This is a genomic window from Parapedobacter lycopersici, from assembly GCF_040395035.1.
Lineage (GTDB): Bacteria > Bacteroidota > Bacteroidia > Sphingobacteriales > Sphingobacteriaceae > Parapedobacter > Parapedobacter lycopersici_A.
In genome coordinates, this window is sequence record NZ_JBEBRB010000001.1 from 88,422 (window position 1) to 109,018 (window position 20,597).

22 protein-coding genes are annotated in these 20,597 nt (G+C 46.3%); 18 read left to right on the forward strand and 4 right to left on the reverse strand.

Annotated features, from left to right (window positions below):
• The first annotated feature begins 6 nt into the window (after positions 1-6).
• The 3 genes from ABWO75_RS00395 to ABWO75_RS00405 all read left to right on the forward strand — a co-directional run bounded on the left by ABWO75_RS00395 (position 7) and on the right by ABWO75_RS00405 (position 2,190).
• Positions 7-486: a thioredoxin family protein gene (locus ABWO75_RS00395; protein ID WP_353181414.1), complete on the forward strand. Its 480-nt coding sequence runs from the start codon at positions 7-9 to the stop codon at positions 484-486.
• A 161-nt stretch (positions 487-647) separates the two neighbouring features.
• Positions 648-1,229, forward strand: coding sequence for an FKBP-type peptidyl-prolyl cis-trans isomerase (locus tag ABWO75_RS00400; protein WP_353181416.1), 582 nt, complete (start codon positions 648-650; stop codon positions 1,227-1,229).
• A 40-nt stretch (positions 1,230-1,269) separates the two neighbouring features.
• Positions 1,270-2,190: an FKBP-type peptidyl-prolyl cis-trans isomerase gene (locus ABWO75_RS00405; RefSeq protein WP_353181418.1), complete on the forward strand. Its 921-nt coding sequence runs from the start codon at positions 1,270-1,272 to the stop codon at positions 2,188-2,190.
• A 16-nt stretch (positions 2,191-2,206) separates the two neighbouring features.
• Here the strand turns inward: ABWO75_RS00405 and gldB are convergent, their stop codons facing one another.
• A complete protein-coding gene (gldB, locus tag ABWO75_RS00410; protein ID WP_353181420.1) occupies positions 2,207-3,241 on the reverse strand; it encodes a gliding motility lipoprotein GldB in 1,035 nt (344 codons plus the stop codon).
• A gap of 77 nt (positions 3,242-3,318) precedes the next feature.
• On the opposite strand from gldB, the gene ABWO75_RS00415 reads away from it, so the two are divergent.
• From ABWO75_RS00415 to frr, 6 genes are all read left to right on the forward strand, one after another.
• Positions 3,319-3,978, forward strand: a complete 660-nt coding sequence (locus tag ABWO75_RS00415; protein ID WP_353181422.1) for an outer membrane beta-barrel protein — start codon at positions 3,319-3,321, stop codon at positions 3,976-3,978.
• Between the two features lie 19 nt (positions 3,979-3,997).
• On the forward strand, positions 3,998-5,641 hold the full coding sequence (locus ABWO75_RS00420) for an NAD+ synthase (protein ID WP_353181424.1): 1,644 nt from the start codon (positions 3,998-4,000) through the stop codon (positions 5,639-5,641).
• Positions 5,642-5,748: 107 nt separating this feature from the next.
• Complete coding sequence (locus tag ABWO75_RS00425) at positions 5,749-6,330, forward strand: DUF4136 domain-containing protein (RefSeq protein WP_353181426.1); 582 nt, start codon at positions 5,749-5,751, stop codon at positions 6,328-6,330.
• A 251-nt stretch (positions 6,331-6,581) separates the two neighbouring features.
• On the forward strand, positions 6,582-7,718 hold the full coding sequence (gene bshA / locus ABWO75_RS00430) for an N-acetyl-alpha-D-glucosaminyl L-malate synthase BshA (RefSeq protein ID WP_353181428.1): 1,137 nt from the start codon (positions 6,582-6,584) through the stop codon (positions 7,716-7,718).
• A 95-nt stretch (positions 7,719-7,813) separates the two neighbouring features.
• Positions 7,814-8,521 carry a UMP kinase gene (pyrH, locus tag ABWO75_RS00435; RefSeq protein ID WP_257657395.1) on the forward strand — a complete coding sequence of 236 codons (708 nt, stop codon included), beginning with the start codon at positions 7,814-7,816 and terminating at the stop codon, positions 8,519-8,521.
• 25 nt (positions 8,522-8,546) lie between these two features.
• Positions 8,547-9,110 carry a ribosome recycling factor gene (frr, locus tag ABWO75_RS00440; RefSeq protein ID WP_353181430.1) on the forward strand — a complete coding sequence of 188 codons (564 nt, stop codon included), beginning with the start codon at positions 8,547-8,549 and terminating at the stop codon, positions 9,108-9,110.
• A gap of 7 nt (positions 9,111-9,117) precedes the next feature.
• Here frr and ABWO75_RS00445 read toward each other — a convergent pair whose 3' ends face one another.
• Entirely contained in the window at positions 9,118-10,329 is a 1,212-nt protein-coding gene (locus ABWO75_RS00445; protein ID WP_353181432.1) for an alanine dehydrogenase, read from the reverse strand.
• A gap of 193 nt (positions 10,330-10,522) precedes the next feature.
• Here ABWO75_RS00445 and ABWO75_RS00450 point away from each other — a divergent pair, with 193 nt between their 5' ends.
• The 5 genes from ABWO75_RS00450 (at position 10,523) to ytxJ (ending at position 15,130) form a co-directional block, all read left to right on the forward strand.
• Positions 10,523-12,448, forward strand: a complete 1,926-nt coding sequence (locus tag ABWO75_RS00450) for a polysaccharide biosynthesis protein (RefSeq protein WP_353181434.1) — start codon at positions 10,523-10,525, stop codon at positions 12,446-12,448.
• Between the two features lie 69 nt (positions 12,449-12,517).
• On the forward strand, positions 12,518-13,198 hold the full coding sequence (locus tag ABWO75_RS00455) for a tetratricopeptide repeat protein (RefSeq protein ID WP_353181436.1): 681 nt from the start codon (positions 12,518-12,520) through the stop codon (positions 13,196-13,198).
• A gap of 60 nt (positions 13,199-13,258) precedes the next feature.
• Positions 13,259-13,771: a 6,7-dimethyl-8-ribityllumazine synthase gene (ribH, locus tag ABWO75_RS00460; protein ID WP_353181438.1), complete on the forward strand. Its 513-nt coding sequence runs from the start codon at positions 13,259-13,261 to the stop codon at positions 13,769-13,771.
• A gap of 269 nt (positions 13,772-14,040) precedes the next feature.
• Positions 14,041-14,793, forward strand: a complete 753-nt coding sequence (locus tag ABWO75_RS00465; protein ID WP_353181440.1) for a hypothetical protein — start codon at positions 14,041-14,043, stop codon at positions 14,791-14,793.
• Between the two features lie 4 nt (positions 14,794-14,797).
• Positions 14,798-15,130: a bacillithiol system redox-active protein YtxJ gene (gene ytxJ / locus ABWO75_RS00470; protein WP_353181442.1), complete on the forward strand. Its 333-nt coding sequence runs from the start codon at positions 14,798-14,800 to the stop codon at positions 15,128-15,130.
• A 1-nt stretch (position 15,131) separates the two neighbouring features.
• On the opposite strand, the gene ABWO75_RS00475 is transcribed toward ytxJ, so the two are convergent.
• Positions 15,132-15,539 carry an RNA-binding S4 domain-containing protein gene (locus ABWO75_RS00475; RefSeq protein ID WP_353181444.1) on the reverse strand — a complete coding sequence of 136 codons (408 nt, stop codon included), beginning with the start codon at positions 15,537-15,539 and terminating at the stop codon, positions 15,132-15,134.
• Between the two features lie 111 nt (positions 15,540-15,650).
• Here ABWO75_RS00475 and ABWO75_RS00480 point away from each other — a divergent pair, with 111 nt between their 5' ends.
• From ABWO75_RS00480 to folP, 3 genes are all read left to right on the forward strand, one after another.
• Positions 15,651-16,469 (forward strand): 2,3,4,5-tetrahydropyridine-2,6-dicarboxylate N-succinyltransferase, encoded by an 819-nt coding sequence (locus ABWO75_RS00480; protein ID WP_353181446.1) that lies wholly within the window; start codon positions 15,651-15,653, stop codon positions 16,467-16,469.
• A gap of 76 nt (positions 16,470-16,545) precedes the next feature.
• Positions 16,546-17,124 carry an L-threonylcarbamoyladenylate synthase gene (locus ABWO75_RS00485; protein ID WP_353181448.1) on the forward strand — a complete coding sequence of 193 codons (579 nt, stop codon included), beginning with the start codon at positions 16,546-16,548 and terminating at the stop codon, positions 17,122-17,124.
• Between the two features lies 1 nt (position 17,125).
• Positions 17,126-17,989, forward strand: a complete 864-nt coding sequence (gene folP / locus ABWO75_RS00490; RefSeq protein WP_353181450.1) for a dihydropteroate synthase — start codon at positions 17,126-17,128, stop codon at positions 17,987-17,989.
• On the opposite strand, the gene metG is transcribed toward folP, so the two are convergent.
• Positions 17,979-20,054, reverse strand: coding sequence for a methionine--tRNA ligase (gene metG / locus ABWO75_RS00495; protein WP_353181452.1), 2,076 nt, complete (start codon positions 20,052-20,054; stop codon positions 17,979-17,981). The genes folP and metG overlap by 11 nt on opposite strands.
• A 133-nt stretch (positions 20,055-20,187) precedes the next feature.
• Here metG and ABWO75_RS00500 point away from each other — a divergent pair, with 133 nt between their 5' ends.
• Positions 20,188-20,595 carry a DoxX family protein gene (locus ABWO75_RS00500; protein WP_353181454.1) on the forward strand — a complete coding sequence of 136 codons (408 nt, stop codon included), beginning with the start codon at positions 20,188-20,190 and terminating at the stop codon, positions 20,593-20,595.
• The last annotated feature ends 2 nt before the right edge of the window (positions 20,596-20,597 follow it).

Sequence of the window (20,597 nt, forward strand, 5' to 3'; positions counted from 1 at the left end):
ATTGATATGAACCGACGGACATTTATTTCCTATTGTTGCCTTGTGGCGTGCATCGTTCCCCCAGGGTTTGTCAGCGCACTGCAGAAGCCACAGATTAACTGGCTGACGTTTGAGCAACTATCCGATTCTCTCGCCCGCAACCCGAAAAAAGTGTTAATCAGTTTCTATACCGATTGGTGTGTTTATTGTCATAAAATGCACCAGGAGGTTTTCACCAATCCCAAAGTCGTACGTCAGGTGAATACCGCCTATTATGCGGTAAGGTTTGATGCCGAGTCTACCGATGCGATTCATTTTGACGGGCAACTGTTTTTAAACCGTCGTGCAACCAAACGCAGAAAAGGTTTTCACGATATCGCCTTACTGTTGGGTTCGCGAAACGGTCAATTTGCCGTACCGGTAACGCTTCTGCTGGATCCGGACTTCCGGATGGTACACCGCAGTTTTCAATACCTGGATAGCAAAAAGCTTTTGGAGTTGCTGTAATTTCGCTTTGGGGTGTAGCAATCCAGGGCAACCCAACGTTATAAAACGCATAGGATCACCGGTAATTGCATTTACCCGGTGGTTTGTTAAATTGTGTTAATTGGTCTATTAATCGGATTATTTAAATAACTTTGCGGTTGCAAGGTGCTAACATGAACAACATGAAAAAAGTAAATTTACTTGTACTGGGCTTGGTCGTCACGATGGGTTTTTCTTCCTGTCTGAAAGAAGATTCATTTGACGAAAGCGCGCAGTTTGAACTTGAAAAACCCCGGTTGGAAAAATATGCAACAGAAAATTTCGATGACCCACAGCTCAATGAAACGTTGGGTATCTGGTATGAAGTGCTGGCTGAGGGTGATCCCGATTCATATGAGTATAAAATTATCCAAAATGCGGAGAATCCTAATAATCCGTATGTAGAGGCACCCGAAGTCTTAGTAAAATATACCTTAAAGCTCCTTGACAATACGGTAGTGGAAGAAAAATCAGCTGGCGTAGAGATGCCACTGGGAAGAACCATCTATGCTTGGCAATATGCATTTTTACCACAGCAGATTGACGGACGATCATTTTCAGGACTAACAGAAAATGGCTTAAAGAAAGGCTCGCGAATCCGCATTGCAACACCCTCACGTTGGGCATACCGCAATAGTGGCAGTAACGGCATTGCTCCAAACACACCATTGGTATTTGATATCGAGGTACTCGACATCCATTCGCCTGATGATGACGCGGAGTAACGGCTATATCTATAAGTAAATAAAGTATTTCACATAAAATATGACCAAATCAACTTCTTATTTTACTGCTGCCGGACTCGCAATGATTATATCACTGGCAGGTTGTGAGAAAAAAGAATATCAATCGGTTGAAGAGATGGATAGCATCAATATCCAGGACTACATCCGGAAGAACAACCTAAATGTGCAGCGGTATAAAGAAACCGATCTTTTTTACGAAGTACTGAACGAAGGTACCGGGAGACCGATCAGCTATGATCAGGTTTACCCGGTTGTATATACCGTCAAAAGTCACGATGGGGTATACAGTGCCAATGATACCCTAAACACGAATAACCGATATGGCGATTACTTCGGTTATTTCCCATTCGGATCGTCCCTCGCCGGCCTACCAAACTCACCGGTCGAGCAAACCGGCGACTTTAAAGAAGTTATCCGGGAAGCGTTACAGCGCACCAATGGCAAGATCCGGATCATCGTTCCCTCCCGGCTGATGTATGGACGCAAAGGCAATACAGCACTCGGCGTTCCGCCCAATGCATCACTGGATTACGAGGTGACCGTCCATGATAATTTTGAAGATTATGAAGACGGGGTTATTCGTAACGCGATTGCCAAAGCAGGATTGGACATCGCTGATTTTACCAAACGGGAAGATAATATCTATTACCATATCATTACGCCCGGTGATGGTGATGTGATTACTACGGATTCCACGGTAACGGTTGATTATACCCTGCGGAATTCCGCGGGTATCACCATCGATTCGGGAACGGATGCAGAATTCAGTTTAGGCGGCGGTACCATTGAGGCGTGGCCTAAGATCATCCCCTTGATTAAAAAAGGTGGAAAAATCAGGTTCTTCACGCCAAGTGCCCATGCCTATGGCCTTACCGGAAGCTCTACGGGTAGCATTGGTCCATTCCTGACGTTGGACTTTGAAGTAGAGGTTAAGAAATAGAAATAAAAACAAGCGCTCATCGGCCTCCCCTGTACCTCGATTCGTCCAGTATTTGCTGGGCGTCTTTGTTGGCGAGCAGGGCTGTAAGCGAAACCTCCGGGTGGCGGTCCATATAATTCCGTACGATTTGCCATCCGATAAAAACCCCTAATTTGGGTGCCGACTCATTCCCTACACCTAATTCAGGTGTAAAGGGCGCCTCACCAAGGTATTTCTGAATGCGGTAATAATCGGCATCATACAACAATTTTTCCTGTAAAAACCAGGCCCAAATATCCCGTTCGTAGCGTGCTGCCCACTCCTGCTGCTGTCCGGTATATCCGATTTTAAGGCTATCCGCAACATTCGGAAGTACCTGATCCATCGTATAAAGAATTTTTCCCTGATATACCATATGCTGAAGGAGGTTGACATTGAGATCGTCCTGTGGCAGTAACTCCTGGCGTATATAGCTTTCCACCACACGGGGGACGATATTTTCAGGGGTAAACCGGCGAGACAGGTAATGTGGAATGCTCTCGCGCAACGCCGGATAAAATTCGGATTCCCTCCCCAGGAACATATCCAGCCCGATACCGATGTATCCCTGTCCGATAGGAACCTGTATAGCAAATCCCGAGAAAAAGGCAATAAACCGCGGAACAGTCATTTCTGGAAAATAGTATTTCAAATGTTTAAAAGCATCGGTTAAACCCGCCTCATGTACTATCAGATCCGGATAGGTAGTGTAGACACTGCTTTTGAGCGCCTTAAAATCGTCCGTTTCAATTACCTGTTTCAAAACTTCTGCAATGCGCAGGCTATCCAGTGGATTACCAGCCTCCAGCATATGCTGTATATAATCGGCATAGAAATAATCGTACCGGTTAATCCACTCCCGGTTCTTCTGAAGGATATTATCCCGACGGAGGCTATCCAATGCCTTATCAAATCGCTCGATGTGAACAACCACATCAATATGGCTGGTGTCTATGCGTTCCCTCCCTCCGCAGGAAGCCAGGACGATAATCAAAAAAAAGCCATAAATTAGCGGCGTTCGAATTTCAAGCATTATTTTTGTTTCGTTATTGGCAACGAAGTTAATGAAAAGTTGGTATTCAGACAGCCCACAGGTATAACGCAACCCATATGTTACGACGCATCATCCCATTTTTATTTTTAGTTATCTTACTTACCCTGAGTGGCCGGACTTCGGCACAGGACTATTACAGTTCTACTTATCAATACAAGCCCATATCGCTGGGTATCACGTTTTCACCCAATATGGGATGGATGCGATACGGTGATTCAGACCAATACAAGGGCGCGGCAAAATTGGGATATGCCTATGGTTTATTGGCAGATTTTGCCTTTTCGGAGAACTATTATTTTTCTTCAGGATTATTAATCAACACATTGAACACAAAAAGTTCGGAACCGATTGCGGATGTGACAAGCGCAACGATGGACCGGGAGTACCGGATTCAATATGCGGAAATACCCATTGCCCTAAAATTGAAAAGTACCCAGCGGTACTTCCGCAGTTACTACGGGCTATTTGGATTCACCGCCGGTTTTAAATTGAACGCGAAAGAAAAACAACAAGGTGCCGATACCCGTACCTCTCTGGGTAAGGAGGCAGATTTACTGCGTCTGGCATTACAGATTGGGGGTGGCGTTGAATGGCAACTGGATCACAACCTGGTGATGATGACCGGGCTGACGTTCAACAACGGATTTACGCAGGCTATCAGAGCCGGCGAACCACGAAACTCGTATGCCGCATTCAACTTCGGTATTTTCTTCTAACCAGGCTTAATAAACGCACATGATCATCGCGCTGGCACAGCTCAACTACCACATCGGTAATTTTGAGCAAAATACTGCTAAAATAATCCGGACCATTCATGCTGCCCGGGATCAGGGCGCTGACCTTGTTGTGTTTGCCGAACTGGCGATTGGCGGTTACCCGGCAAAGGATTTATTACGGTCTGACGCTTTTCTGACGGCCTGCCAACAATCGTTGCTTCAGATCGCCGAACAAAGCCTCGGCATTGCCTGCATCATTGGCGTGCCTTTGCCCAACACGACAGGCAGGGGTAAAGCACTGTTCAACGCGGCAGCCTTTTTAGCTGAAGGCAAAGTGCAGCAAATCGTCAACAAAGGGTTGTTGCCCGATTATGACATATTTGATGAATACCGTTATTTCCAACCAGCCGACACGCATCACTGCATATCCTATCAGGGGCACCGGATTGCGCTAACTATCTGTGAGGATCTCTGGAATGCTGTGGAACCTAAATTATATGCAGGGAGTCCGATGGACAAGTTACGTGAAGAACATCCGGACATAATTATCAATATTGCCGCGTCACCATTTTCATACAGTCACCAGCAAGAGCGCATTGCCGTATTGCAGGGTGAAGCAAGACGGTCAAAACTGCCGTTGCTGTACCTGAACCAGGTGGGGGCGCATACTGATATCATTTTTGATGGCCGGTCCATTATTCTTTCAGACGAAGGTGAGCTGGTGGACACGATGGCACCCTTCGAAGAGGATATTCGTTATTACCGGTTTGAAAGCAACGACATTACGCCACTGCAAAAACGCAGCGATCTGCAGCAACCGGATGAAGTCGCCCTGATTTACCAGGCATTGTTGCTTGGCATCCGGGATTATTTCAAAAAATCGGGATTTACGCGGGCGGTAGTGGGATTATCAGGCGGCATTGATTCTGCAGTCGTTGCGGCACTTGCATGCGAGGCGCTTGGGCCGGAGAATGTGATGGCCGTCCTTATGCCTTCCGTGTATTCGAGCGATCATTCCATCAGCGATGCACTTGATCTGGTACACTATACCGGATGCCTGCATGAGATTATTCCTATACAACCGATCGCCGAAGCGTTCAATGACCAGTTAACGACAGCCTTTAAAGGGTTGTCGCAGGATATCACTGAGGAAAATATCCAGGCCCGTATTCGTGGCACCCTGCTGATGGCCATGGCAAATAAACACGGTTACATTCTGCTGAACACTTCCAATAAAAGCGAAGCTGCGGTTGGCTACGGCACCTTATACGGGGATATGGCAGGCGCATTGGGCGTAATCGGTGATGTGTATAAGACGCAGGTATATCAATTGGCGCACTACATTAACCGCGACCGAGTACTCATCCCCCACAACACGTTAGTAAAGCCCCCTTCCGCGGAATTACGGCCAGACCAGCAGGACAGCGACTCACTGCCGGAATATGCGCTGTTGGATGCGGTGCTCTTTCAATATATTGAACACGAAAAAAGTGCGGAACAACTTGTCGGTCTGGGCTTCGAACCTGCATTAGTGAACCGCATCCTGAGATTAGTCAACCAGGCTGAATTCAAACGTTTCCAAAGTCCGCCTATACTGCGGATAAGCAATAAGGCATTTGGTGGCGGACGAGTGATGCCGCTGGTAGCCAAATACCCCCTTTAAGCCCATTGATTAGTATTAAAATCCGTTAAACCTTTTTTGGGATTAATCGTCTAATAAATGACTGATTACCACATAGGCGATTGTCTATACCGAAAGGAGGCTGACAAATGAAAAAGCTGATTATATATATGCTACCATTGGTTATGGTGGCACTTTCCTGTTCTTCATACCGGTATCATATGACCAAAATGACCGGAAGAGACTTTTCGCAGTTCCATACCTATGGCTGGCTACCGCCGGTAGATTCGCTTTCCAAGTCGTATTTTGACAACGATATTGCGCAAAACAACATTATGGAAACGGCGAACCGGGAATTGGAGGCCCGCGGACTGACCTATACCAAAGACAATCCCGACCTGCTATTCCGGTATATTGCCATCGTAAACAATAAAAGCAAGCCTTTATATGCCCCTGCTTATGGTTTTTATCCCTGGGGAATGTGGGGGTACAATCCGTGGATGTGGGGTGGATGGCACATGGGCTGGAATCAACCGGCGGGAAAAGCATTATACCGTGCAGGACACATTATCATTGAAGCCCGGGAACGAAAAACGGACGCCGTGATCTGGCAGGCAAGGGGTACGGGTGAGGTACGAACCCCCGAAGACGCAATCAATAAGCTTCCAGAAGTAGTTGCCCAGGTGATGGCACAGTACCCCGTTCCGCCACAGACAACCAGCGGCCGCTAGCTTGGCGATCACTGTTTACCATCATTTCGGAACCATTCTTCGTGGCAGCCGGGCTATTATTTCCTGCCAACTTGATTCGTTTTTACTTTACTACTCAGTTAGCCAACAATAGCAAGGCGCTCAATCCCGCAATCTTTTTACGTTAAGATGAGCTTACCATCGAGAAAAATACCCGTATTTTGCGATAGGTAAAAGTACAGGCTCCTTATGTGGACGCCTATGGCAGTTTATATTACAAATAACATATTCAAATGAAAATAGGCATTGTATGCTATCCTACCTTCGGCGGAAGTGGTGTAGTAGCAACGGAATTGGGGAAAGCGTTAGCTGCCCATGGGCACCAGATCCATTTCATCACGTACAGTCAGCCGGCACGACTTGATTTTTTTTCTGAAAACCTGTTTTATCACGAAGTTACCATTTCCAAATACCCGCTTTTTGATTTCCCCCCTTATGAACTAGCACTTGCCAGTAAATTGGTTGATGTGGTCCGTTTTGAACAACTGGATATCCTGCATGTTCATTATGCAATTCCACACGCCTCTGCCGCCTTTATGGCCAAACAAATACTGGCCACCTATAATATCAAAATTCCGGTGGTGACTACGCTGCACGGCACAGACATTACGCTGGTTGGCAAAGACGCGAGTTATAGCCCGGTCGTTACTTTTTCCATTAACCAATCGGACGGGGTTACTGCCGTTTCGCAGAATCTGAAAGCGGAAACATTGAACCACTTTGATATCCATCGCGAAATCTGCGTCATACCCAATTTCATCGATCTTGCGCGATTTAACCTCAAGCCGCGACAGCATTTTAAGCAAGCTATTGCTCCTGGCGATGAACGGGTATTGGTGCACACGTCTAACTTCCGGAAAGTAAAGCGTACAACCGATGTAATCCGGATATTTAAAAAAGTAAAGGAAAGAATACCGAGTAAACTGCTGATGGTAGGTGATGGACCCGAGCGCACGCATGCAGAACAATTGTCACGCGAACTCGGTGTCGCCGATGATGTCCGATTTCTCGGAAAGCAGGACGCCATTGAAGAAATCCTGTCTGTATCTGACCTATTCCTGATTCCCTCTGGCTCGGAAAGTTTCGGGCTTGCGGCATTGGAAGCCATGGCCTGTAAAGTACCCATTATTTCATCCAACACCGGCGGGTTACCTGAGCTAAATCACAATGGGGTTACCGGTTACCTCAGCGAAGTAGGTGATGTCGATGACATGGCCGCCAATGCCATTCATATCCTGGAAGATAACGACCGGCTTGAGCAGTTTAAGGAGGCTGCCCTGAACCGGGCAAAAGATTTTCAGCTGGCCAATATCATGCCGCTTTATGAGCAGTATTACCAGGAGGTCATTGCTGAAGTTGCTTCTTCGTAACGCCGGTATAACCGATTTCTTGCGATTGACGGGCCGACGGTACAAAAAAACTTTTATCTTTGGCGGTTGAAAAGTCTTTCCCAAGGCAATAATATATGAAATATAAACGCATCCTTCTGAAACTCAGCGGTGAAGCGCTGATGGGTGATCAGAGCTACGGCATCGACATTAATCGGGTCCTTCAATACGCCAAAGATATCAAGGAAATCCACGGTAAGGGAATGGAAATAGCCATCGTCATCGGTGGCGGCAACATCTACCGCGGGCTTAGTGCCGAACAGGCGGGAATGGATCGTGTGCAGGCGGATTACATGGGTATGCTGGCTACCGTTATCAACAGCATGGCACTGCAGGATGCTTTGGAAAAGCTGCAGATCAAGACCCGGCTGCTCACTGCAATCAAAATGGAGCAGATCTGTGAGCCGTTCATCAGGCGGCGTGCTGTCCGACACCTTGAAAAGGGAAGGGTTGTTATTTTTGGTGCGGGTACGGGAAACCCATATTTTACTACCGATACCGCCGCTTCGCTACGTGCTATCGAAATCAATGCAGACGTTGTACTTAAAGGAACCCGCGTAGACGGTATTTATACGGCAGACCCGCTGAAAGATCCGAAAGCCACACGATTTGACGAGATCACTTTTCAAGACGTATACAACCGCGGACTGAATGTAATGGACATGACCGCTTTCACATTATGCCAGGAAAATAAATTACCCATTATTGTCTTCGACATGAACAAACCTGGGAATTTGGCGCGGCTTGCCAATGGCGAATCCATTGGGACGTTAGTGAAAGAATAGTTGTTTTATCAAATAAATAAATGACATGGACGAACTTATAGCGCTACAATTAGAAGACAGTGCCGCCGAAATGGCGAAGGCGGTGGCTCATACCGAATCTGAACTGACCAAAATCCGCGCCGGAAAGGCCATGCCTTCCATGCTTGACGGTATATACGTAGATTACTACGGCACTGCGACACCGCTAGCGCAGATTAGCAATGTCAATACCCCCGACGCCCGTACACTGACGATACAACCTTGGGAGAAAAACATGTTATCGGCCATCGAAAAAGCTATTCTGGATGCAAATATCGGTTTAACGCCCCAAAATGATGGCAATGTCATCCGGCTGATCATCCCCCCCCTTACCGAGGAACGCAGACGGGATCTCGTAAAAAAGGTAAAAGAAGAAGCTGAAAAAGGCCGCGTAACCGTTAGGAACTTACGCAAAGACGCCAATGACGGGATCAAAAAGCTTAAAAATGATGGCGTTTCCGAAGACGAGATCAAAGCCGGGGAAGCCGAAGTACAGAAGCTGACAGACAAATACATTGCCGCAGTTGACCGACTTGCCGAAGCTAAAGAAAAGGATATTATGACGGTATAATTACCGGCTAATGGTTAGAAATAACCAGTAAATCCAGGTCTTTGGGTGTCATTCCAAACTTATTGGCCATATCTTTATTAGTAAGGTGACCCTGAAAAAGGTATATCGCATTGCGGATACCGGGCCTTGACCAAATCAGATTCATTACACTCCCCATTTCTCCAACATCCAGCAGGATTGGTGTTAGGATATTGGTTAGTGCGTATGTTGCTGTACGTGCGACCCGCGACGCAATATTGGGAACGCAGTAATGAATAACATCATATTTACGGAATACGGGCTCCGCATGATTCGTTATCTGAGAAGTTTCAAAACATCCCCCCTGATCGATACTCACATCTATAAGTACCGAATTCGGCTTCATTTTGGCGACAGTTTCTTCGCTGATGACACACGGGCTCCGGCCGTTGGTTGCCCGGACGGCGCCAATCACCACATCACAGGAAATTACCGCCTTGCGCAAAACAATTGGCTGAATAACCGAGGTAAACACCCGGCTTCCCACATTATTCTGCAACCGCCTGAGTCGGTACACGGATGAGTCAAATACCTTAACCTGGGCTCCCAGTGAAATGGCTGTCCGTGCAGCAAACTCTCCTACCGTACCCGCTCCAATGATAACCATTTCCGTTGGCGGAACACCGGTAATTCCACCAAGCATCAATCCTTTTCCATCAAAAACATTGCTAAGATATTCTGCCGCTATCAGCACTGAAGTAGCACCGACAATTTCACTCATTGCCCGTACGACAGTAAGCGTGCCTCCCTCGTCGCGCAGGTATTCATACGATAAAGCTGTTATCTTCTTTTTCATCAGCGCCTGCAACAGCTCAAGGCTCATCAGCGAAGGCTGTTGAGAGGAAAGCAGCATCTGTCCGCTCCGCATCAACTCCACTTCTTCCAGTGTAGGCGGAGCGATCTTGATGACAATATTAGCTTTATAGACTTCTTCTTTGTTGTGTACAATACGCGCCCCCTGTTCGCTGTAATGATGGTCTAAAAAATTAGCGGCGTTTCCGGCCCCACTTTCCAACACTACTTCATGGCCATTTTCAATGAGCAACGCCACGGAAAGAGGCGTTAAGGGAACACGATTCTCCTGAAAGCTGATTTCTTTAGGTATTCCAATGAAGAGGCTGTCTTTCTTTTTCCGGTTTTCCAACACAGCTTCTTGGGGCTGCAACAACGCCTGACGCGCCAATTTAGATAGCTCATTCATAGGGTTCACATTCGCAAAATTGTAATACGCGAAAATAATCAAAGTTATTAACAATAACGACAGCCGATGGGCTTTGCCTGCATTAAAATTTCCGATAAATGGCTAAAAATGCAAATGAGCAGCTGAATCTTTTTTTCTATCGGAAAATAGTATATTTGAAAACTATCAATTGTCACCCTATACAGTAAACTAAATGTTTGATCGGTTTAGCATCGTACCCCGTTGGGTGATTTTTATGCTGGATTTGTGCTGCAGCGCTGTAGCATTGTTCTTTGCGTCATTATTATTAAATGGATTCAATTACCAGGCAATTCATTCGACGACATTCAGCCGGAACCTGCTTATTCTGTTAGGCGTTAATGTAATGGTGTTTTACCGGCTGCAAATGTATGCCGGCATCGTGCGATACACAAGTGCATTGGATTCCGTACGCATTCTATCATCCATATCATTAACAGTGATCATCCTCTTTCTCTTAAACAATATACTGATCGCATTCAACCGTGCGCCGCTATTAACCAACAGCCAGTTAATTACTTATGGATTAATGAGTTTTCTGTTTCTTATTACCTACCGGTCCGCGGTTAAGCTTTTCTTTCTATACATTAAAAACATGAAGGTCAACCGGCGGCAGACAATTATATACGGTGCCGGCGATGTAGGCATTGCCACTAAACGGACCCTGGATCACGATCATAACACCAATAATGTCGTTGTTGGTTTCATTGACGACAACACGCAGAAAATCGGCAAAGTCATTGATGGTGTACGGATTTATGATACGGAATATTTTGAGCAGCTCATCCTACTGGGGAAAGTGGACGAGTTAATCATATCCACACATAATATCCCTGTTGAGAAGAAGACGAGAATCGTCGATTTGTGCCTGGAAAAAAACGTAAAGGTGCTTACCATGCCACCGGTTCACCGCCTTATCAACGGCGAAGTTAATGCAAGCCACATCCAGAAAATGCGGATCGAGGACCTGCTCGAACGCGAAGCTATTAAAATCAACAATCAATCCATCAGCCGGCAGCTGAAGGGTAAACGTATTTTAGTAACCGGTGCGGCCGGATCCATCGGCAGCGAAATTGCACGGCAGCTGGGGCATTATGCGCCCCAGATGGTCATCCTGAATGATCAAGCTGAAACACCTTTACATGAATTGCACCTCGAGTTGCTAGAGAGTCAAAAAAGTCAGGTATACCATGCTTATATCGGTGATATTCGTGACTCGGAGCGTATGGAGTCGTTGTTTCGCACATTCAAGCCACATTACGTATATCATGCTGCGGCATATAAACACGTGCCGATGATGGAAAACCATCCCGTAGAAGCCGTCCGGACAAATATCATGGGCACCCGTCTTCTTGCCCGTCTGGCCGTACAGTACGGTGTCGAAAAATTTGTTATGATCTCTACAGATAAAGCGGTAAATCCTACTAACGTAATGGGCGCATCCAAACGCATCGCAGAGATCTATGTACAAACTTATTTCAATCACCTCTTACAAAAGAACACATTGCTGGAGGGCAATAATAGCCAACCACACACACTTTTTATTACCACCCGGTTCGGGAATGTACTGGGATCCAACGGCTCCGTGATACCAAGGTTTCAAGCTCAGATTGAAAAGGGCGGACCACTAACGGTAACCCATCCCGAAATCACTCGTTTTTTCATGACCATTCCCGAAGCCTGCCAACTGGTACTGGAGGCAGGCTCTATGGGAAAAGGCGGGGAAATCTATGTGTTTGACATGGGTGAGTCGGTAAAAATTGTGGAGCTGGCGAACAAAATGATCAAATTATCTGGCCTTATACCCAACAAAGATATTACGATTGAATATTCGGGACTTCGTCCCGGTGAAAAATTATACGAAGAGTTGTTGAACGATTTAGAAAACACCTTACCCACACACCATCACAAGATCATGATCGCCAAGGTAAGGGAATATGATTTTGAAGCAGTCAACAAACAGATTGACAGCCTGGTTGCAAGCGCAAGGCATCAAAATGAACGGGAGATCGTATTCAAAATGAAGGAAATGGTTCCCGAGTTCAAGAGTAATAATTCCGTCTATGAGGAATTGGATAGACGGAAAAATATGGGCACATAGTATTTCGGAGACAAAACTTGCATATCATTTGTAAAAGTGTATTTTTGCAGTCCGAATTTAAACACAGAAATGTCAAGTAATCAAAAACATAAAGCTACGGCGACTGCTCCGGTTAAAAAGGGAAGCGGTAGCTTCATCCTGGAAAATCAAAAAAGTCTGGTCTTCATCCTTGGTGCAATTGTCGTGTTGATTCTGTTATACATCGGTTATCAGCGGTTTTATTTGGCGCCACGGGCGGAAACAGCTGCAAACCAGCTCTACAAAGCAGAGACATATGCGACCATCGACTCATTGCAGCAAAGAGCAATTGACGGTGATGGATCCTATCCGGGATTTAAAGAAATTGCGGACGAATATGAAAATACAAAGTCCGCTAATATTGCAAATGCCTATTTGGGTGGCCTATATTTACGCCAAGGTAAATACCAAGAGGCCATAAATGCACTGGAAAAGTACAGCAACACGGGCAGCACCATTCTCGATCCGCTGGTTATCGGGTTGCTTGGCGATGCATACAGCGAACTTAAGGACTATAAAAAAGCGGCTTCCTATTATAAAAAGGCTGCCGAAAAAAACCAGAATATGTTTACCTCGCCCCTTTTGCTGAAGAAATTAGGGCTTGTGTATGAAGCACAGAATGATTTTAAACAGGCAATAACGGTTTACAAGCAGATCCAGGCAGATTATCCGGAGAGCCACGAGGCGTCCACAGTAGAAAGCTACATAGCCCGTGCGGAAGCACAACTGTAGCCTACCTAATATATTAGCAACGGCAGGCACTGACCTGCCCCACACATTTCTGTATTTGCTATGGCCAGCAATCTTAAAAGTTTATCGGACTTTTCCCACCTCCATGTGGCTTCAGCCGCGCCTTACCGATTTGGCATTGTGGTTTCCCAATGGAACGCCCAAGTAACTGAAAGCTTATTGAACGGTGCATTACAGTCGCTGAAAAAACATGGCGCACATGAAGAAAACATTCTCCTTGCTGAAGTACCCGGCAGTTACGAGTTAACTACCGGAGCTGATATTTTACTTCGTGACCCGTCTTTGGATGCTGTAATCTGTTTGGGCTGCGTAATACAGGGGGAAACCCGCCATTTTGACTACATCTGCAGTGCCGTCGCTCATGGTGTCACTCAGGTGGCAATAAAATATAATAAACCAGTTGTTTTTGGCGTTTTGACTACAGATAATCTGCAACAAGCGCTGGATCGGTCGGGCGGGATACATGGCAACAAAGGGGAAGAGGCCGCTATTACGGCAATCCAGATGGCGGCATTAAGCAATCGCCATGCTCCTCCGGCTACGGGCACGGATTAGTACGGGGTTATACCAGTTTTAACAAAATAGTTATCTTTGTAAAACGAAATCCGCTGACATGAAAAAGACGATCACGATTGGTTTGATTTTTTTATTGCTTGGATGCTTAGCATTGCAATCCTGCTCAAGGAGAACGTGCGCGGCCTATAATACCTATCCGAAAACAAAACGCATTCGATAATTGTTAGCTTCACTTAGACAATCCAGTTGGCGCCGGGACGATTAAAGTTCAGGTTATTCGGGACTGGTTATTGACAGAGACTTGAGGGATGATGGATAATCACGTAAAAATCTATCTAAGCGTATTATTATTCTTATTTAGTTATTGTACCACTTCTTATGGCCAAACGGCAGATACCGCCCTGGAAGCTAAAATCTGGAAAGGTATTGGGGGAAAAGAAAATTGGCAGAAAGCAAGGTATTTTATGTTTAGCTGTCTCGGCGGTAAGGGCCAGCATTTCGTGCAGGGCGAACGCCGGTATTTATGGGACAAACAGACGGGTGATTGCAGGTTTGAAGGAATTACAGCAGATGAGGATACGCTTGTGGTATTATTCAACTTAAAGACGTCTTCGGGTGCCGCATATGTGAATGAGGAGCAGCAGGAAGATCAACAGGCAACAACACTCGTTGAGGAGGCACTTTCGGCATTCGAAACGGATGCTAATTTATTATTTCTACCAACCTCGCTGGAAGGAAAAGATGTTTCTTATATTGTAGAGGAAGAAAAATTAATTGGCTCCAAACGATTCAAGGTAATTAAGCTTCAAAATCATAAAACCAGTTTCGAAACTTCTGTGAAAGGCTTATTATATATCAACGAACAGACGGGCCATATTCAACACTGGCTACCAACGCAGACCGATCAGCCGATTTATTACGCAATAAGTGGCTTTAAAGATATTGGGGGAGGACTGGTTTTACCGACTCGTTTCAGTGGAAATGACAGTACAGCAACCATAACGTACCCGCTGGCTGCAGCGCTTGTCAACATAGAAGCACATAAATTTAACAGACCGTAAACGAATGAACTGGATAACATTGCATTCAATAGATCAATTGGAGGCCATCAAGAACAATCCTGAGCAAACTTGCATTATTTTTAAGCACAGCACACGCTGTCCCGTAAGCAGTATGGCAAAACGTAACATCGAATATACCAGCATCCCTGTTCCGGATGACATTACGCCGTATTTTCTAGACCTCATTGCATTTCGCGAAATCTCCAATGCGATTGCGGAATGGTGGGGTATTAAGCATGAATCGCCTCAGTTATTATTAATCAAAGGGGATCAATGTATATATCACGCATCGCATAGTGATATTGATATGGAAGTGCTTTTACAGCAATTGGCTTAACTCATTCCTCTTTCTTCCACCAGTCGCTTTGCAATTCATCGATCTCTCGACGATCTTTCTTTGTCGGACGGCCCGTACCCCGGTCTCTTTTAAGCGTGGAAGCATGAATTAGTGATTTGTAACCCCATGTTTCCTCTACGGGGGTGAGGTCCTCGTAAAAATTCACTGCTGTTTTCGCGTCCACCCGTTTGTCCAATAAACCGGTGACACGCAGCACTTTTTTCTCTGCCCCCTTCTGTACATGATAATTGTCACCGATTCTCACAACATGGGATGGCTTTACCGCTTGCTGTCCTCCCGATTTAACCCGCCCCGCCCTGCAAGCATCCGTGGCCAAGCTACGGGTTTTAAATAAGCGAATAGCCCATAAGTATTTATCGATCCGTAGTTTCTCCAATTCACTTGCCATATCACAAAATTAGCGATTAATCCCTAAATCTCATGATTTATCAATGTCGGCACGAAGATATCATTGGAATTTACTTACTTTGTTCTTCAGATTACAACATATTACCTTGCTATGATTTTTGAATTAAAGAAACGGATTGAAGCCGCTTGGAACGACCGGCAATTATTGGAATATAAAGAATACAACGAAGCTGTTGAAGCCATCATACAGCGGCTGGATCGCGGTGAATTGCGTGTGGCAGAACCCGTTGGCAGTCGCTGGCATGTAAACGATTGGATAAAAAAGGCTGTCATCCTTTATTTTCCGATCCGGAAAATGGAAGAGGAACAGGTAGGACCTTTTGTCTTCCATGACAAGATGAAATTAAAGACAAATTACAAAGAACTCGGTGTCCGTGTTGTGCCCCATGGCATCGCCCGCTATGGCGCATACCTAGCCAAAGGTGTAATTATGATGCCCTCCTATGTCAATATAGGCGCGTATGTTGATGAAGGTACCATGGTGGACACCTGGGCTACTGTCGGATCATGTGCCCAAATCGGCAAACACGTGCACCTGAGTGGCGGGGTAGGTATCGGCGGCGTACTGGAACCTGTACAGGCATCGCCCGTCATTATTGAAGACAACGTATTTGTTGGGTCGCGAGCCATTGTCGTAGAAGGCGTACATGTAGAATCCGAGGCTGTGTTAGGGGCAAACGTCGTACTTACCGCATCGACTAAAATTATCGATGTAACCGGTCCGGAGCCCGTGGAATACAAGGGCGTAGTGCCTGCGCGGTCTGTGGTAATCCCCGGGTCTTATTCCAAGAAATTTCCGGCTGGCGAATATCAAGTACCCTGTGCATTGATCATTGGCAAACGGAAAGATTCCACGGATAAAAAAACATCGCTCAACGATGCGCTACGCGAACATCATGTTGCGGTGTAATCCGGAAGCAATCGATTATCGGAAATAAGAATATACTGGCGTCGGCTTCACCTCCCTACGCTGTGGAAAAGATACCATGATTAGCACCGTACAGCCGTTGGATATCCAACAAGCTCTGGATACGCTCCGCACAGGTGGGCTCCTGCTCTACCCTACTGATACCATTTGGGGGATCGGCTGTGATGCAACGGACCCGGTCGCTGTTGAAAAAGTGTATCAGCTGAAGGGACGCCATTCCGACAAAAGTTTTATCACGTTACTGCATCACGTAAGCCAGTTGGAAAGCTATGTTGCGGACGTTCCGGAAATCGCCTACCAACTTATTGAATATACGGAGCGCCCGCTCACCATCGTGTATTCTTCAGCAAAAAATCTCGCCCCAAATGTACTGGCTACTGATGGTAGCATCGGGATCCGTATTGTTAAACATCCCTTTTGTGAGCGCCTGCTTCAGCGCTTCCGCAAACCGATCCTCTCCACTTCCGCCAATATCAGCGGTCAATCCGCACCCGGAAATTACGCAGATATTTCAGAAGAAATACGCCTCGGGGTAGATTATATTGTGGAATATGGCCGGGAGAATTTAGCGGTCGGTAAACCATCCGTGGTTATCAAGCTCGAAGCTGGGGGTAGGTTTACTTTTATCCGGAAATAGTATGCGATATAACGCGACACACTTAACCATCAATGCAGGCGGCCGCTTATTGGACCTGTCTTCTCCCAAAATCATGGGGATCCTCAATGTTACTCCGGATTCGTTTTTTGATGGCGGACGCTATAACACGGTACAGAAAGCACTGGCACAGGCGGAAAAGTTAGTTGAGGAGGGGGCGGATCTGTTAGACGTTGGTGCCTTTTCCACGCGCCCAAATGCCGAACACATCTCAACAGCGGAAGAAATTAGCCGGCTGATCCCGGTTGTAAAAGCACTTCACGCAGCATTCGGAGACACCGTACCCCTATCGGTCGACACCTTCCGGTCCGAAGTAGCACGCCGGGCGGTGGAAGCCGGGGCAAATATCATCAATGATATATCCGGTGGGACGTTTGATGAAGCGATGTTTGCCACCGTGGCCGAGCTTAATGTACCCTATATCCTCATGCATGCCCGCGGAACACACAAAACCATGCATCAAAAGACTGATGATATTGACATTGTTCGGGAAGTAGCCTTGTATTTTGGCCGACGGGTCGCCAGTCTGCAGGCTCTCGGCGTAAAGGATATTATCCTGGATCCCGGACCTGGTTTTGGGAAAACGATGTCCCAAAATTTTGAACTGCTGAACCGCATGGATGAATTCCATATTTTTGGATGTCCTTTGCTTGGTGCAGTCTCCCGCAAATCACTTATCTACAAGACACTTGGAATAACCGCAGAAGAGGCGTTGAACGGCACTACAGCACTCCATGCGTTATTGTTGAACAGCGGAGTTCAGCTTTTGCGCGTACACGACGTGAAGGCAGCTAAAGAAGTTATCACGCTGCTTCGTCCAACCTTCAAACAAAAAGTTAACGGATAATACTTCCGGGCACGGTACCCGTTTGCGGTGCCACAAAATCCAATCGCCCATCAGCATCCTCAGCCATCAAGATCATCCCCTGCGAGCGAATTCCTTTTATTTCCCGTGGTTCCAGGTTAGCCAATAAAGACACCTGCTTACCGACAATAGCCTCAGGATCAAAAAATTCCGCAATACCGGATACAACGATGCGTTGGTCAATGCCCGTATTCAACGTAAGCTTAAGGAGTTTTTTGGTCTTCGCCACTTTTTCCGCCCCTATAATGGTCGCCGTGCGGATATCCAATTTAATAAAGTCTTCAAACGCAATATTATCTTTAAGTGGCTGGACTGTCTTCGTCGCAGTTTCCGCCGTTTGCCGGGCTCGGGCAAGCTTTTCAAGCTGACGATCTACCTGGTCGTCAGTAATTTTTTCAAAAAGGAGCAGTGCCTGTCCCAGTTGATGGCCGGCTGACAGAAGCGCATCCCCACCAGCGGCTTTCCAGTCTCGGGCTTCCAGATTAAGCATGGCGAACAGTTTATCTGCTGTATGGGGCAGGAAAGGCTGCGCCAGTACGGCGAGGTTTGCGGCAATTTGCAAACTCACATTTAACACCGTCTTCACCCTCGATTCATCAGTTTTTATTAGTTTCCATGGCTCTGCATCGGCCAGGTATTTATTTCCTAGCCGGGCTACATTCATTACCTGGGCCAGCGCTTCGCGAAAGCGATATTGCGAAAGGGAGACAGCAATATGCTGCGGGTATCGCTCCAATTCTGAGAAGATGAACCGATCAGTCTCGGTCAGTCCTTCTGCCGGCATTACCCTCCCATCAAAGTACTTATGTGAAAGCACCAGTACTCGATTGACAAAATTACCCAAAATAGCAACCAGCTCGTTATTCACGCGGGCTTGGAAGTCTTTCCATGTAAACTCACTATCCGACGTTTCCGGCAATATGGATGTCAGTACGTATCGCAGTTCGTCCTGCTTATCCGGGAACTCCTCCAAGTATTCATGTAGCCACACTGCATGGTTGCGAGATGTAGACAATTTCTCTCCCTCCAGGTTAAGGAATTCGTTAGCCGGAATATTTTCAGGCAATACGTATTCACCATGTGCATGAAGGATACTGGGAAAGGTAATACAGTGGAACACGATATTATCCTTACCGATGAAATGGATCAGGCAGGTATTGTCAGCCGGATCAGGTTGTTGCTTCCAGTATTTCTCCCAGTCGTTTCCGGTATCCAGTGCCCATTGTTTCGTAGCCGAAATATAGCCAATTGGCGCATCGAGCCATACATATAGTTTTTTGCCTGCCGCCTCTTCCAGTGGCACATCCACGCCCCAGTCAAGATCCCGCGTCATAGAACGTGGCTGCAATCCGGATTTAAGCCAGGAACGGCACTGTCCGTATACATTAGGTTTCAGTACATCTTTCTTGCCTTCAAGCAGCCATTTTTCCAGCCAGGGCTGGTATTTATCCAACGGAAGGTACCAATGTTTGGTTTCACGGAGCACCGGCGGTTTACCGCTGAGTGTTGAAATAGGATTGATCAGATCTGTCGGGTTGAGTGACGTGCCGCATTTTTCGCATTGATCACCATACGCGCCCTCGCTTTTGCAATTGGGGCATGTACCGGTAATGTAGCGGTCGGCTAAAAACTGATGATATTCCTTATCGTAATATTGTTCGGTTACCTGTTCGATAAACTCCCCTTTTTCATACAAATTGAGAAAAAACTCCTGAGACAACTCGTGATGCAACGGTTCGGATGTACGATGATAAATATCAAATGAAATTCCGAACTGTGCAAAGCTATCCTTAATTTGTGCATGGTATTTATCGATGATGGCCTGAGGTGTTGTGCCTTCCTTCTTGGCCTTGATGGTGATAGCGGCACCATGTTCATCCGAACCGCACACGTATACCACATCTTTACCCTGCAGCCGCAGGAAGCGAACATAGATATCCGCTGGGATATATGCCCCAGCCAAATGCCCAATATGTAACGGACCATTCGCATAAGGTAATGCGGATGTGATGGTATAGCGTTTAAATGGTAAAGCGATATTACTCAATGTCGTTCAGCTAATTAGTGGGTAATGAAATCAATTTTACAGAAAGATGAATGCTGTAATTTGCATCTTTGCGCAAAGATAAGTCAATTTGCGTGGAATAAAATAACGCGGGCAGATAAAATCAACAATCAGTATGACAGCATTATCGTCATGGGGCAGATTCAGGAATAGCGGACTATTGCTCATCCGTTTGGGACTGGGTATCATGTTTATCGTACACGGTTACCCAAAACTTATGGGTGGTCCGGCATACTGGGAAGGTGTGGGTCAGGCGATGCAGCATATCGGTATTCATTTCCTTCCCGTCGTTTGGGGGTTACTTGCGGCTATCGTTGAAACCGGAGGCGGAATATGCCTCATCATTGGTCTTTTCTTCCGTCCCGCGGCAATTTTACTGGCCTTTACTATGTTGATGGCCACTTTGCATCATTTGAAGTCGGGTGATGGGTTAATGACCGCATCCCATGCCATCGAAATGGGCATCGTATTTTTGGGACTGGCTTTTGTAGGGCCCGGCAAATACAGTGTAGATAAACGTTAGCA

Coding starts and splice junctions, on each gene's coding strand:
- ABWO75_RS00395 (WP_353181414.1), top strand. CDS start 7: ATGAACCGACGGACATTTATTTCCTATTGTTGCCTTGTGGCGTGCATC.
- ABWO75_RS00500 (WP_353181454.1), top strand. CDS start 20,188: ATGACAGCATTATCGTCATGGGGCAGATTCAGGAATAGCGGACTATTG.
- ABWO75_RS00450 (WP_353181434.1), top strand. CDS start 10,523: ATGTTTGATCGGTTTAGCATCGTACCCCGTTGGGTGATTTTTATGCTG.
- ABWO75_RS00400 (WP_353181416.1), top strand. CDS start 648: ATGAAAAAAGTAAATTTACTTGTACTGGGCTTGGTCGTCACGATGGGT.
- ABWO75_RS00420 (WP_353181424.1), top strand. CDS start 3,998: ATGATCATCGCGCTGGCACAGCTCAACTACCACATCGGTAATTTTGAG.
- ribH (WP_353181438.1), top strand. CDS start 13,259: ATGGCCAGCAATCTTAAAAGTTTATCGGACTTTTCCCACCTCCATGTG.
- ABWO75_RS00405 (WP_353181418.1), top strand. CDS start 1,270: ATGACCAAATCAACTTCTTATTTTACTGCTGCCGGACTCGCAATGATT.
- pyrH (WP_257657395.1), top strand. CDS start 7,814: ATGAAATATAAACGCATCCTTCTGAAACTCAGCGGTGAAGCGCTGATG.
- frr (WP_353181430.1), top strand. CDS start 8,547: ATGGACGAACTTATAGCGCTACAATTAGAAGACAGTGCCGCCGAAATG.
- ABWO75_RS00485 (WP_353181448.1), top strand. CDS start 16,546: ATGATTAGCACCGTACAGCCGTTGGATATCCAACAAGCTCTGGATACG.
- ABWO75_RS00455 (WP_353181436.1), top strand. CDS start 12,518: ATGTCAAGTAATCAAAAACATAAAGCTACGGCGACTGCTCCGGTTAAA.
- bshA (WP_353181428.1), top strand. CDS start 6,582: ATGAAAATAGGCATTGTATGCTATCCTACCTTCGGCGGAAGTGGTGTA.
- folP (WP_353181450.1), top strand. CDS start 17,126: ATGCGATATAACGCGACACACTTAACCATCAATGCAGGCGGCCGCTTA.
- ABWO75_RS00415 (WP_353181422.1), top strand. CDS start 3,319: ATGTTACGACGCATCATCCCATTTTTATTTTTAGTTATCTTACTTACC.
- ytxJ (WP_353181442.1), top strand. CDS start 14,798: ATGAACTGGATAACATTGCATTCAATAGATCAATTGGAGGCCATCAAG.
- ABWO75_RS00480 (WP_353181446.1), top strand. CDS start 15,651: ATGATTTTTGAATTAAAGAAACGGATTGAAGCCGCTTGGAACGACCGG.
- ABWO75_RS00425 (WP_353181426.1), top strand. CDS start 5,749: ATGAAAAAGCTGATTATATATATGCTACCATTGGTTATGGTGGCACTT.
- ABWO75_RS00465 (WP_353181440.1), top strand. CDS start 14,041: ATGATGGATAATCACGTAAAAATCTATCTAAGCGTATTATTATTCTTA.
- ABWO75_RS00445 (WP_353181432.1), bottom strand. CDS start 10,329: ATGAATGAGCTATCTAAATTGGCGCGTCAGGCGTTGTTGCAGCCCCAA.
- gldB (WP_353181420.1), bottom strand. CDS start 3,241: ATGCTTGAAATTCGAACGCCGCTAATTTATGGCTTTTTTTTGATTATC.
- ABWO75_RS00475 (WP_353181444.1), bottom strand. CDS start 15,539: ATGGCAAGTGAATTGGAGAAACTACGGATCGATAAATACTTATGGGCT.